Genomic DNA, 12,302 nt, shown 5'->3' on the forward strand with positions numbered 1-12,302 from the left:
GAGTCCATGACTGCACGCACTCTCGACGACCTGCTCGCCGATGGTGTCCGTGGGCGGCACGTTCTGGTCCGTTCGGATCTGAACGTGCCGCTCGACGGTTCCACCGTGACCGACGACGGACGCGTCCGCGCCTCCCTGCCCGTGATCCAGAAGCTCGCCGAAGCCGGCGCCCGCGTCCTGGTGATGGCCCACCTGGGCCGCCCCAAGGGTGCCCCGGACCCGAAGTACACGATCAAGCCCGCCGCCGACCGCCTGGCCGAGCTCGCCGCGGCCGCCGGCGTGACCGTGCTGCGCGCCGAGGACACCGTGGGGGAGCGCGCCAAGGCGCTCGCCGCCTCGCTCGAGGACGGACAGGTGCTCGTCCTCGAGAACGTCCGGTTCGACCCCCGCGAGACGAGCAAGGACGACGCCGAGCGCGCCGCCTTTGCCCGCGAGCTCGCCTCCCTCACGGGGGAGCGCGGCGCCTACGTGGACGACGCGTTCGGCGCCGTGCACCGCAAGCACGCCTCCGTGTACGACATCGCGGGCGTCCTGCCGGCCTACCTCGGCGAGCTCGTCCGGACCGAGGTCGAGGTGCTCCGGCGCCTCACCGACGGCGCCGAGCGTCCCTACGTCGTGGTCCTGGGCGGTTCCAAGGTCTCCGACAAGCTCGCCGTCATCGCCAACCTCATCGGCAAGGCGGACAAGCTCCTGGTCGGCGGCGGCATGCTCTTCACCTTCCTCGCGGCCCAGGGGCACAAGGTCGGTGCGAGCCTGCTCGAGCAGGACCAGATCGCCACGGTGCAGGACTACCTCGACCGCGCCACCGCCGCCGGGACGGAGTTCGTGCTCCCGACCGACGTGGTGGTCGCCTCGAAGTTCGCCGCCGACGCCGACCACGAGGTGGCCGCGGCCGACGCCATCGAGGACACGTCCTTCGGCGCGGCCGGCATCGGCCTCGACATCGGGCCCGACACCGCCGCGGCCTTCGCGAAGGAGATCGCCGGAGCGAAGACGGTGTTCTGGAACGGCCCGATGGGCGTCTTCGAGTTCCCGGCCTTCGCGGCGGGCACGAAGGCCGTCGCCCAGGGCCTCGTCGACGCGACCGCCGCGGGCGCCCTGACCGTCGTCGGCGGCGGAGACTCCGCGGCAGCGGTCCGCACCCTCGGCTTCGACGACGCCCAGTTCGGCCACATCTCGACCGGCGGCGGCGCAAGCCTCGAGTACCTCGAAGGCAAGGAGCTCCCCGGCCTCACGGCCCTCGGAGCCTGAGCCCCCGGCCCCGCCGCCCCCACAGGCGGCGGGGCCTCCCTGTGCCCACCACACCACCTCGTCAGGAGCCACCCACCGTGACCACCTCCGCGAACGGCGCCTTCGAGCGCACCCCCCTCATCGCCGGCAACTGGAAGATGAACATGGACCACGTCCAGGCCATCACCCTGCTCCAGAAGCTCGCCTGGACCCTCGACGACGCCAAGCACGACTACGCGCGCGTCGAGGTCGCGGTGTTCCCGCCCTTCACCGACCTCCGCGGCGTGCAGACCCTCGTGGCCGGCGACGACCTCGCCATCGCCTACGGCGGCCAGGACCTCTCCCAGTTCGACTCCGGCGCCTACACCGGCGACATCAGCGGCGCCTTCCTGGCCAAGCTCGGCTGCCGCTACGTCCTCGTGGGCCACTCCGAGCGGCGCACCGTCCACGGCGAGACGGACGAGACCCTCAACGCGAAGGTGAAGGCCGCCTACAAGCACGGGCTCGTACCGATCCTCTGCGTCGGCGAGGGGCTCGAGGTCCGGCAGGCGGGGACCCACGTCGAGCACACCCTGGCCCAGCTCAGGGCAGACGTCGAGGGCCTCACCGCCGACCAGGCCGCCCAGCTCGTCGTGGCCTACGAGCCCGTGTGGGCCATCGGCACCGGCGAGGTCGCCGGCCCCGGCGACGCGCAGGAGATGTGTGCCGCGCTGCGCGCCGAGCTCGCCGCGCTCTTCGGCGAGGAGTCCGCCCGCGCGACGCGCCTCCTCTACGGCGGCTCGGTCAAGGCGGCCAACGCCGCGGCGATCCTCGCCGAGCAGGACGCCGACGGCGTGCTCGTGGGCGGTGCGAGCCTCGACGTCGCCGAATTTGCTAGCATTGTCAGGTTCGAGAGCCACGCCGGCGCCTAGCAGCGCCAGCCGCGCCGCGACCACGCACGACAGCTGACGGAAGGCCACGAGGCAAACCTGTGCAAGTACTCCAGATCATCCTCCAGATCATCCTGGGCATCACGAGCCTTCTGCTCACCATGCTGATCCTCATGCACAAGGGCCGCGGCGGCGGCCTGTCGGACATGTTCGGCGGCGGAATGTCCTCCGGTCTGGCGTCCTCCGGCGTCGCGGAGAGGAACCTCAACCGCTTCACCATCATCCTGGGCGTCACCTGGGGCGTTGTCATCATCGCGCTCGGGCTCATCATGCGCTTCTCGAACGCCGGCGGTTCCTGACCGCCGCAGCGCGCTTTCGACCTCAGCAGAGAAGGAGGCCGGGACCAGCATCTGCTGGTCCCGGCCTCCTTCTCTGCGCTGTCGCGTCGGCGTCAGGCCGACGCGGGCTCCTTGCGGACCAGCTCCTGGGGCACCTTCGCGGCGGCGGCGGCGTCGATGAGCCAGAGCGTGCGGGTGCGGCCCCTCGCTCCCGCGGCCGGCACGTGCACGGCGCCGGCCCCGGCCAGGGCGAGACCGACGGCGCCCGCCTTGTCCTCGCCCGCCACGAGCATCCACACCTCGTCCGCGGACTTGATCGCCGGCAGCGTCAGCGAGATGCGGGCTGGAGGCGGCTTGGGCGCGTTCTCGACGCCGACCACGGTGCGCTCGGTCTCCCGGATTCCCGCCATCTCGGGGAATAGGGACGCGACGTGCGCGTCGGGCCCAACCCCGAGGAGCAGCACGTCGAACCGCGGCACGCCGCGCACGCCGCCGGGCAGCTCGGACTCGTGCTCGGCGGACGCGGCCTCGGCCAGCCTGCGCGCGTAGTCCGCCGCCGCGTCGTCGGCCGTGGCGAAGTCTCCCGCCGCACCGGGGCGGTGCACCCGCGCCGGGTCGAGCGGCAGCCGCCCCAGCAGCGCCTCCTCGGCCTGGACCGTGTTGCGGTCGGAGGAGTCGGCCTCGACGAAGCGCTCGTCGCCCCACCACACGTTGACCTTCGACCAGTCCACGGCACGGCACGCGGGCGAGTCGGCGACGGCGCGGAGGGTGCCGATGCCCATCGTCCCCCCGGTGAGCACGATCGTCGCCTCCCCGTACCGGTCCTGGGTGTCCACGAGCTTCGTGATGAGGCGGGCCGCGATCGCGGCGAGCAGCACGGACGAGTCGGGATGGATGCTCACACGGGGATCAGCGCTCACTCGGCTGCACACTCCTCAGGTTCGTGCGCGGCAGCCCGGCGGTGAGGACTTCGCCGAAGACCTCATCCGGGTCGAGCCTGCGCAGCTCTTCGGTGAGGCAGTCTTGCAGACTCCGCCGCGGCAGGGCAATCCGCTGCGCGGGCTGGTCCGGCTGGGTCAGCTCGGCCACCGTGAACCCGGGGCGGTGCAGCTGGATGTCTCCCGTGGACCGCTGGAGGCGGACCCTCCGGATCCCCGTGCCCGCCGGATCGGCCACGATCGTCACCGGAGCGTCGAGCGTGAGCCCGAGCCACGCCGCGAGCAACACGGTGCTGGGTGAGTCCGAGGCACCTTCGACTGTGACGGCGGAGACCGGCTCGGGATCGACCTGGTCCAGGGCCGCCGCGAGCTGGATGCGCCAGTTCGTCAGCCGCGTCCACGCGAGGTCGGTGTCGCCGGGGCGGTACGTCTCGCGCAGGTGGAAGAGCGCCGCGGTGGGGTCGGGCTCGTTGCCCGAGTCCGTGATGCGCCGGTGCGCGATGCAGCCGATCGAGGTGGCGCTCGCGTTGTCCGGGGCGCCGTGGGGCCACCAGGCCACGATCGGCGCGTCCGGGAGGAGCAGCGCCGCGACGAGCGACTCGCTCTCCTCGGCCAGCCGGCCGTAGCCGCGCAGCACGATCACCTCCGAGGCGCCGGCGTCGCCGCCGACCCGGATCTGGCCGTCGATGCGGTCCGCCGCGTCGCGGCCCGAGTCGACGAGCACGATGATGCGGCAGGGATGCTCGCGGCTGGCCTGGTTGGCGGCCTCGATCGCCTCCTCCTCGAACCCGTGCTTGGTGATGACCACGAGGGTGAGGACCCGCCCGAGGGCGACGACGCCGCCCCGGTGGCGCAGGTTCGTGATCTCCTTGGAGATCCGCGAGGTCGTGGTGTTCGGCAGGTCGATGATCATGGTCGCCTCCAGGTGCGTCCGTCGCGGGCGAGCAGCTCGTCGGCGCTGCGGGGGCCCCAGCTGCCCGGCTCGTACGGTTCGGGCTGCTCGCCCGTGCTGGCCCAGTGCTCCTCGTACGGGTCGAGGATCTTCCAGGACAGCTCCACTTCCTCGTGCCGGGGGAAGAGCGGAGGCTCGCCGAGGAGCACATCGAGGATCAGGCGCTCGTACGCCTCGGGCGAGGACTCGGTGAAGGAGTGCCCGTAGCCGAAGTCCATGCTCACGTCCCGGACCTCCATCTGCGTCCCCGGGACCTTGGAGCCGAACCGGATCGTGGCGCCCTCGTCGGGCTGGACGCGGATGACCACGGCGTTCTGGCCGAATTCGGCCTCCTCCTGGTCCTGGAACAGCAGGTTGGGGGCGCGCTTGAACACCACGGCGATCTCCGTCACGCGGCGGCCGAGGCGCTTGCCCGCCCGCAGGTAGAACGGGACGCCCGCCCAGCGGCGGGTGTTGATGTCCACGCGGATCGCGGCATAGGTCTCCGTCGTCGAGTCGGCCGGGATGCCGTCCTCCTCGAGGTACCCCTTGACGAGCTCGCCGCCCTGCCACCCGCCGAGGTACTGGCCGCGGGCCGAATGGGTCGAGAGGTCCTCGGGCAGCCTCACTGCGGCCAGGACCTTCTCCTTCTCGGCCCGCAGGTCGTCGGCGTTGAAGGAGATCGGCTCCTCCATGGCCGTCAGGGCGAGGAGCTGGAGGAGGTGGTTCTGGATGACGTCGCGCGCCGCCCCGACCCCGTCGTAGTACCCTGCACGGCCGCCGGTGCCGATGTCCTCCGCCATGGTGATCTGCACGTGGTCCACGTAGTTGGCGTTCCAGATCGGCTCGAACAGCATGTTCGCGAACCGCAGGGCAAGGATGTTCTGGACCGTCTCCTTGCCGAGGTAGTGGTCGATGCGGAAGACGGCATCGGGCGGGAAGACGGACTCCACGATGTCGTTCAGGGCGCGGGCCGAGGCGAGGTCATGGCCGAACGGCTTCTCGATGACGACCCTGCGCCACTTGCCCTGCTCGGGCTGGGCGAGGCCGTGGGCGGAGAGCTGCCGGCACACCTGCTCGAACGCCTTGGGCGGGATCGAGAGGTAGAACGCGTGGTTGCCGCGCGTGCCGCGCTTCGCGTCGAGCTCCTCGAGGGTGGCCTTGAGGTTCTCGAAGGCCTCGTCGTCGTCGAAGGAACCCTGGACGAAACGGACGCCCTCGTTGAGCTGGGCCCAGACGGTCTCGTCGAAGGGCGTGCGGGCGTACTGCTTGACGGAGGCCTTGACCTCCTCCGCGAAGTCCTCGTGCTCCCATTCGCGGCGGGCGAAGCCCACCAGGGCGAAGCTCGGCGGCAGGAGGCCCCGGTTGGCGAGGTCGTACACGGCGGGCATGAGCTTCTTGCGCGCGAGGTCGCCGGTCACCCCGAAGAGCACGAGGGACGAGGGTCCCGCAATACGGTTCAGGCGCCGGTCCCGCGGGTCGCGCAGCGGATTCGAGCGCCGCTTGGTCCCGTTCGCGCCGTTGTCGTTCTCTGGCATGATGCCTTTCTAGTCCATCGGATGCGGTCCGCGCAGCGGACACGAGCGGCCGGCCCGGAGCGGTCCGGGCCGGCCGCTCGTGGGCGTCAGCGCGCCAGCGCCGAGATGAGACCGGTCAGCTGCGCGACGCCTGCCGCGCGGTCGGTGAGGTGGAGCTGCAGCACGGGGCGCCCGTGCTCGCGCAGCACCTGGGCGTCGCCGGCGGCCTGCGCGGCGATGAGCCGCCCGAAGGTGAACGGGCGCTCGGGGACGTCGACATCCTGCGCGGCGTCCGCCGTGACCTGGAGGAAGACGCCGACGGCGGGGCCCCCCTTGTGGAACTGCCCCGTGGAGTGCAGGAAGCGCGGGCCCCAGCCGAACGTCGTCGGGCGTCCCGTGGCCGCGGCGAGCTCATCGCGGACGGCCTCGAGCTTCGGGTACGCAAGCCGGTCGAGGTAGGCCTGCACGCTCAGGTAGCCCCGGGGGCCGAGCTGCCCCAGGAGCGCCTTGAGGGCCTCCTCGACCGTCGAGGAGCCCTCGAGCCAGTCGCCGCCCCGCACCTCGACGGCACCCTCGGTGAAGAGCGCCGGGGTGGGCTCCGGCTGGGCATCCAGCAGGCCGCGTGCCGCCGCCTTGGCGGCCTCCACATCGGGCTGGTCGAACGGATTGATGCCGAGCAGGCGCCCGGCCACGGCCGTCGCGAACTCCCATACGAGCATCTGCGTCGCGAGCGAGCCGCCGACCGCCGCCTCGTTGGCCCCGAGGGAGGGCTCGCCGTCCGCGGAGACGAGCCGCACCACGAGCACGTCCTCCGCTCCCGAGGTGACCTCGGGGGCGTCGGCGCCGGCGACGACGGGGAGCACCCCGCGGCCGATCTTGCCGGTCGACTCGGCGATGAGCTGCTCGGCCCAGTCCGCGAAGCCGGCGATGCCGGAGCCGTCCTCGACGATGACGATCTTGTCCCGCAGCGGGGACGTGCCCCCGAGCGCCGCGCCCAGCTGCAGGCCGATGTTGTCCTCGGAGTCGTCCCGCAGGAGCTCCGCGGCCTCCTCGGCCTCGTCGAGGAGCGCCTGGAGGTCGACGCCGGCCAGCCCCGCCGGCACGAGCCCGAAGGCGGTCAGCGCCGAGTAGCGGCCGCCGACGGTCGGGTCGGCCTTGAACACGGCCCGGTACCCGGCCTCGCGGGAGGCGCTCTCGAGCGGGGATCCGGGATCGGTCACGACGACGATCCGCGACGCCGCGTCGATGCCGGCCTCGGTGAAGGCCGCCTCGAAGGCCCGTCGCTGCGAGTCGGTCTCGACCGTGGAGCCCGACTTGGAGGAGACGACGATGGCCGTGTTCGCCAGACGCTCGCCGAGGGCCGCGGCGACCTGCTCGGGGTCGGTCGAGTCGAGCACCACGAGGGGAACCCCGGCGGTGCCGGCGATCACCTCGGGGGCCAGGGAGGACCCGCCCATGCCGCACAGGACGATGCGGTCCACACCCTCGGAGCGGAACGCGTCGCGCAGCGCGGTGATCTCCGCGACGAGAGGCTGGGAGACGGTGGCCGCCTCCGTCCACCCCAGGCGCTTGGCCGACTCCTCCTCCGCGTCCGGCCCCCACAGGGTGGCGTCCTTGGCGAAGATGCGGCTGGCCACCGAGTCGGCCACGAGCTGCTTCACGTGCGCGTCGACGGCCGCTTGGGCGGCGCCGGTCGACGCGAAGGTCAGGGCGCTCATGCGCGGGCCCCGTGCGCGGTCTCGGAGAGGGTGCGCTCGACGTCGGCGAGGAGGTCCTTCCAGGAGGCGACGAACTTGTCCAGGCCCTCGGATTCGAGGACGGCGACGACGTCGTTGTAGTCGATGCCGAGCTCGGCCAGGGCATCGAGGTGGGCGTTGGCCTCGGCGTAGGTGCCGGTCACCGTGTCGCCGGTGACCTCGGCGTGGTCGAAGGTCGCCTCGAGGGTCTTCTCCGGCATCGTGTTCACCACGCCGGGGGCGACGAGGCCCGTGACGTAGAGGGTGTCAGGGAGCGAGGGGTCCTTGACCCCGGTCGAGGCCCACAGCGGGCGCTGGGGCAGGGCCCCGGCGTCGGCGAGGAGCTTCCACCGCTCGGTGGTGAACTCCTCCTCGTAGATCTGGTAGGCGAGGCGGGCGTTGGCCAGGCCGGCCTTGCCCTTGAGGGCCGCAGCCTGCTCGGTGCCGATCTTCTCGAGGCGCTTGTCGATCTCGGTGTCCACGCGGGAGACGAAGAACGAGGCGACGGAGTGGATCTTCGACAGGTCGTGGCCCGCGGCCTTGGCCTTCTCGAGGCCGGTCATGAACGCGTTGATCACCGCGCGGTAGCGGGTGAGGGAGAAGATCAGCGTCACGTTGACGCTGATGCCCTCGGCGAGGGTCGCGGAGATCGCCTCGAGTCCCTCGAGCGTCGCGGGGATCTTGATGTGCACGTTCGGCTGCGCGACCTTGGCGTGCAGGCGCTTGGCCTCCGCGATCGTGCCGGCGGTGTCCCAGGCGAGGCGGGGGTCGACCTCGATGGAGACCCGGCCGTCCACGCCGCGGGTCGCCTCGGCGACGGGGGCGAAGAGCTGGCAGGCGTCGGCGACGTCCGCGGTGGTGATCTCGAAGACGGTCTTCTCGGCGTCGGCGCCCTCGGCGACGAGCTCGCGCAGCTGGCCGTCATAGCCGTGGCCCTTGGTGATCGCGGCCTGGAAGATGGTCGGGTTGGTGGTCACGCCGACGACGTTCTTCTCGGAGATGAGCGCGGCCAGGGAGCCGTCCTCGAGGCGCTGGCGGGAGAGGTCGTCGAGCCAGATGGACACGCCCGCGTCGGAGAGGGCCTGGGTGGGGGTAGTCATGGGAGGTGCTCCTCGTGGGGTCAGGCCGCGGCGGCGGCGATGGAGTCCTTGGCGGCGGCGGCGACCGCCTCGGCGGTGATGCCGAACTCGGTGAAGAGGGTCTTGTAGTCGGCGGAGGCGCCGTAGTGCTCGAGGCTGACCGAGCGGCCGGCGTCGCCGACGAAGCGGTGCCAGGTCAGCGCCAGGCCGGCCTCGACCGAGACGCGGGCCCTGACGGCCGCGGGCAGGACCGACTCGCGGTACTCCTCGTCCTGGGCGTCGAACCACTCGACGCAGGGCATGGAGACCACGCGGGCCGCGACGCCCTCGCCGGCCAGCGCCTCGCGGGCTGCGACCGCGAGCTGGACCTCGGAGCCGGTGGCGATGAGGATGACGTCCGGGGCGACGTCGGCGCCGTCCCGCTGCGCCTCGGCCAGGACGTAGCCGCCCTTGGAGACGTTGGAGGCGGAGGCGAAGCCGCCCTCGCCGCGCTCCCAGGTGGGGAGGTTCTGCCGGGTCAGGACGATCCCTGCCGGGTGGGAGGTGTTCTCCAGGATGGCCTTCCACGCCTGGGCGGTCTCGTTGGCGTCGGCGGGGCGGACCACGTGCAGGCCGGGGATCGCGCGCAGGGAGGCGAGCTGCTCGACGGGCTGGTGGGTGGGGCCGTCCTCGCCCAGGCCGATCGAGTCGTGCGTCCATACGTAGGTGGACGGGATGCCCATGAGCGCGGAGAGGCGGATGGCCGGGCGCTGGTAGTCGGAGAAGATCAGGAACGTTCCGGAGAACGCGCGGGTCTTCCCGCCGAGGGTGATGCCGTTGACGATCGCGGCGGCGGCGTGCTCGCGGATGCCGAAGTGGAGCACGCGGCCGTAGGGGTTGCCCTCCCACGCGTGGGTCGAGCGCGAGGCCGGGATGAACGAGGGCGAGCCCTCGATCGTGGTGTTGTTCGACTCCGCGAGGTCCGCGGACCCGCCCCAGAGCTCGGGCAGGACCGGGCCGATCGCGTTGAGGACCTTGCCCGAGGCGGCGCGGGTGGAGACGTCCTTCCCGGCGGGGAACTCGGGCAAGGACTCGGCCCAGCCCTCGGGGAGGCGGCGGGCCTCGATGCGCTCGTGCAGCTTCGCCGCGTCTGGGTTGGCGGCCTTCCACGCGTCGAAGGACTCCTGCCAGGCGGCCTTGGCCTCCTCGCCGCGCTCCACGGCCTTGCGCGTGTGCTCGAGGACCTCGGGGTCGATGTCGAAGGACTTGGCGGGGTTGAAGCCCAGGATCTCCTTCAGGGCCGCGATCTCCTCGGCGCCCAGGGCCGAGCCGTGGATCTTGCCGGTGTTCTGCTTGGTCGGGGCGGGCCAGCCGATGACCGTGCGCAGGGAGATGATCGAGGGCCGGCCGGTCTCGGCCTTGGCGGCCAGGAGGGCGTCGTAGAGGGCGGGGACGTCCTCCTTGTATTCGCCCGTGGCGGTCCAGTCGACGCGCTGGGTGTGCCAGCCGTAGGCCTCGTAGCGCTTCAGGACGTCCTCGGTGAAGGCGACGTCGGTGTCGTCCTCGATCGAGATGTGGTTCTCGTCGTAGATCACCACGAGGTTGCCCAGCTCCTGGTGGCCGGCGAGGGAGGAGGCCTCGGAGGTCACGCCCTCCTGCAGGTCGCCGTCGGAGGCGATGACCCACACCGTGTGGTCGAACGGGGACTCGCCGGTGGCGGCCTGGGGGTCGTAGAGGCCCCGCTCGCGGCGGCCGGAGTAGGCGAACCCGACCGAGGAGGCCAGGCCCTGCCCGAGCGGGCCGGTAGTGATCTCCACGCCCTTGGTGTGCCCGTACTCCGGGTGGCCCGGGGTCAGGGACCCCCAGGTGCGCAGGGACTCGAGGTCCTCCAGCTCGAGCCCGTAGCCGGACAGGAACAGCTGGATGTACAGGGTCAGGGACGAGTGGCCGGGGGAGAGGATGAACCGGTCACGGCCGATCCACGTCGGGTCCGCCGGGTCGTGGCGCATGAGCTTCTGGAACAGCAGGTACGCGGCCGGGGCCAGGCTCATCGCGGTGCCCGGGTGTCCGTTGCCCACCTTCTGCACCGCGTCCGCCGCGAGCACGCGGATCGTGTCGACGGCCTTGCGATCCAGGTCGGTCCAGGTCAGTTCTTGCACATCCACAGCAGGCACGTACACGGCCCCTCTCCATTGCTGGCGGCAGGCAGCCTACGGGGCACGCGAATGGTGGGCCCTGCAATGCATCCTGCCAGCCGTTCACCATCGAAACGTTTGTCGGTGTCTGCCCACTGCCCTCATGCGCCTTTCCCCACACATCTCCGGCCACCGGTCTGGCTGGCCGTTCGTCCCGGGGGCGCGTCCCAGCAGCAGGTCATCCAACCTCATACTAGCCACGGCGCGCGGCCGGGGGTGAGGTGTTTCAGGAAATTGCCACTGATATTCCGCTCTGTGAACACGCCGGGGGCGGATGTCCGGGCGGCGCCGCCGGTGGTCCCGGCGAACCGGGTGGCGCACGGGCGGCGGGTATCATGGAGGCGGTCCCCGAGCACCCCTTGCGGGGACCGACGATCCCGAGTAGAAGAGTCGCGCATCCGTGAGCACAGCAGACGCCCCCGCCACAGCACCGTCCAGGCCAGCGAAGCTCGGCCTGCGACGCAAGATCAAGGCGTACGTCGCCCTCACCAAGCCCCGGGTCATCGAGCTGCTGCTCGTGAGCACGCTGCCGACCATGATCTACGCCGAGCGCGGCTTCCCGTCGATCGGGCTCATCCTCGCCACCCTCGTGGGCGGGGCGTTCGCGGCGGGCAGCGCCGGAGCCTTCAACTGCTACATCGACCGGGACATCGACCGGCTCATGCGGCGCACTGAGAACCGCCCGCTCGTGACGGGAGAGGTGACGCCGCGGGAGGCGCTCGTCTTCTCCTGGGTCCTGGGCATCGCATCGCTCGCCATCCTGTGGTTCGGCGCCAACCCGCTCTCGGCGGTGCTCGGCGCCGGTGCCATCTTCTTCTACGTGGTGGTCTACACCCTCGTCCTCAAGCGCAGGACCGCCCAGAACATCGTCTGGGGCGGTGCCGCCGGCTGCTTCCCCGTGCTCATCGCCTGGTCGGCGGTGACCAACACCATCGAGTGGCCCGCCGTCATCCTCTTCCTCGTGATCTTCCTGTGGACCCCGCCGCACTACTGGCCGCTGTCCATGCGGTACGGCGAGGACTACCGCAATGCGCAGGTGCCGATGCTCGGCGCGGTCGCCGGGGCGAAGATCGTGGCCGTGCAGGTGGTCCTGTACGCCTGGGCCATGGTGATGGCCTCGCTCCTGCTCGTCCCGCTCGGCCACGCCGGCTGGGTGTACACGCTCACCGCGCTCGCCTCGGGGGCATGGTTCCTGTACGAGTCGCACGCGCTCTACGCCCGCGCCCAGCGCGAGGAGATCCAGGACAAGAAGGCCATGAAGGTCTTCCACGGGTCCATCAGCTACCTGACGCTGCTCTTCCTCGCGCTCGCCGTCGACCCCTTCGTGGGAGGCCCGCTCCTGGGCTGAGCGGGGCGAGCACAGCCGCCAGACGCGAAGGAGGCCCGCAGCACGGATGAACTGCTCCCCTGGAGTTGGACTGAGAAATTCAGTTCCGATTGCAGGGGAGCAGTTTTGTGTATGCATGGAGTTCGTTGTCAGAGGATGAGCG

General features: G+C 71.4%; 10 protein-coding genes. 4 read left to right on the forward strand and 6 right to left on the reverse strand.

Annotated features, from left to right (window positions below):
- Positions 1-6 precede the first annotated feature (6 nt).
- From ACVWWH_RS13155 to secG, 3 genes are all read left to right on the forward strand, one after another.
- Positions 7-1,251, forward strand: a complete 1,245-nt coding sequence (locus ACVWWH_RS13155; protein ID WP_447418829.1) for a phosphoglycerate kinase — start codon at positions 7-9, stop codon at positions 1,249-1,251.
- A gap of 77 nt (positions 1,252-1,328) precedes the next feature.
- Complete coding sequence (tpiA, locus tag ACVWWH_RS13160; protein WP_457316869.1) at positions 1,329-2,141, forward strand: triose-phosphate isomerase; 813 nt, start codon at positions 1,329-1,331, stop codon at positions 2,139-2,141.
- Between the two features lie 59 nt (positions 2,142-2,200).
- Positions 2,201-2,458: a preprotein translocase subunit SecG gene (gene secG / locus ACVWWH_RS13165; RefSeq protein WP_066497639.1), complete on the forward strand. Its 258-nt coding sequence runs from the start codon at positions 2,201-2,203 to the stop codon at positions 2,456-2,458.
- A gap of 92 nt (positions 2,459-2,550) precedes the next feature.
- Here secG and pgl read toward each other — a convergent pair whose 3' ends face one another.
- The 6 genes from pgl to tkt form a co-directional block, all read right to left on the reverse strand.
- Entirely contained in the window at positions 2,551-3,357 is an 807-nt protein-coding gene (gene pgl, locus ACVWWH_RS13170) for a 6-phosphogluconolactonase (protein ID WP_066497640.1), read from the reverse strand.
- The gene (locus ACVWWH_RS13175; RefSeq protein WP_066497642.1) at positions 3,347-4,288 is read right to left on the reverse strand and encodes a glucose-6-phosphate dehydrogenase assembly protein OpcA; all 942 of its coding nucleotides are present in this window, start codon (positions 4,286-4,288) and stop codon (positions 3,347-3,349) included. Before ACVWWH_RS13175 ends, pgl begins: the two co-directional genes overlap by 11 nt.
- The gene (gene zwf, locus ACVWWH_RS13180; protein WP_066497643.1) at positions 4,285-5,844 is read right to left on the reverse strand and encodes a glucose-6-phosphate dehydrogenase; all 1,560 of its coding nucleotides are present in this window, start codon (positions 5,842-5,844) and stop codon (positions 4,285-4,287) included. The genes ACVWWH_RS13175 and zwf overlap by 4 nt, the downstream gene beginning before the upstream one ends.
- An 86-nt stretch (positions 5,845-5,930) precedes the next feature.
- A complete protein-coding gene (locus ACVWWH_RS13185; RefSeq protein ID WP_457316870.1) occupies positions 5,931-7,541 on the reverse strand; it encodes a glucose-6-phosphate isomerase in 1,611 nt (536 codons plus the stop codon).
- Entirely contained in the window at positions 7,538-8,659 is a 1,122-nt protein-coding gene (gene tal / locus ACVWWH_RS13190) for a transaldolase (RefSeq protein ID WP_066497647.1), read from the reverse strand. The genes ACVWWH_RS13185 and tal overlap by 4 nt, the downstream gene beginning before the upstream one ends.
- Positions 8,660-8,679: 20 nt before the next feature.
- Positions 8,680-10,782, reverse strand: coding sequence for a transketolase (gene tkt / locus ACVWWH_RS13195; RefSeq protein ID WP_457316871.1), 2,103 nt, complete (start codon positions 10,780-10,782; stop codon positions 8,680-8,682).
- Positions 10,783-11,212: 430 nt separating this feature from the next.
- Here tkt and ACVWWH_RS13200 point away from each other — a divergent pair, with 430 nt between their 5' ends.
- Positions 11,213-12,160 carry a heme o synthase gene (locus ACVWWH_RS13200; RefSeq protein WP_066497648.1) on the forward strand — a complete coding sequence of 316 codons (948 nt, stop codon included), beginning with the start codon at positions 11,213-11,215 and terminating at the stop codon, positions 12,158-12,160.
- Positions 12,161-12,302: the final 142 nt, after the last annotated feature.

It is taken from the genome of Sinomonas sp. RB5, from assembly GCF_054063535.1.

What these genes read in the sequence shown, in the direction of transcription:
- ACVWWH_RS13155 (WP_447418829.1), top strand. Translation starts at nt 7, where the DNA reads ATGACTGCACGCACTCTCGACGACCTGCTCGCCGATGGTGTCCGTGGG.
- ACVWWH_RS13175 (WP_066497642.1), bottom strand. Translation starts at nt 4,288, where the DNA reads ATGATCATCGACCTGCCGAACACCACGACCTCGCGGATCTCCAAGGAG.
- zwf (WP_066497643.1), bottom strand. Translation starts at nt 5,844, where the DNA reads ATGCCAGAGAACGACAACGGCGCGAACGGGACCAAGCGGCGCTCGAAT.
- ACVWWH_RS13185 (WP_457316870.1), bottom strand. Translation starts at nt 7,541, where the DNA reads ATGAGCGCCCTGACCTTCGCGTCGACCGGCGCCGCCCAAGCGGCCGTC.
- tal (WP_066497647.1), bottom strand. Translation starts at nt 8,659, where the DNA reads ATGACTACCCCCACCCAGGCCCTCTCCGACGCGGGCGTGTCCATCTGG.